Source organism: Halalkalibacter flavus, from assembly GCF_036663575.1.
Lineage (GTDB): Bacteria > Bacillota > Bacilli > Bacillales > Bacillaceae_D > Halalkalibacter > Halalkalibacter flavus.
Window position 1 is genome coordinate 1 of sequence record NZ_JAWRVK010000407.1, and the last position, 239, is coordinate 239.

The following is a 239-nucleotide window of genomic DNA, read 5'->3' on the forward strand; positions in this document are numbered from 1 at the left end:
CCGGCGTTGACCTTCTCCATTTCCTTGGTCACCGATTCGTAGGCAGACTTCATATTGTCCATAATTTTCTGGGCGTTAGCTGCAACTTCGGGGTTTTCCTTCTTCAGATTGGCGGTGGCTTCGTCAATCTTGGCCTCGAGTCCCTTAATTGTTTCTTGGATTTGTGGGTTGCTCTTCATCTGTTGCTCGATCTTGGCCTTCATGTCTTTCAAAGCAGATTAGGCCTTCTGGGTGTTTTA

The 239-nt window shown here is 47.3% G+C and carries 1 protein-coding gene; it reads right to left on the minus strand.

Annotation, left to right across the window (positions count from 1 at the left end):
* A partial coding sequence (locus tag SAY88_RS25630; protein ID WP_332635253.1) for a hypothetical protein occupies positions 1 to 212 on the minus strand: 212 nt, incomplete at its 3' end.
* Positions 213 to 239: the final 27 nt, after the last annotated feature.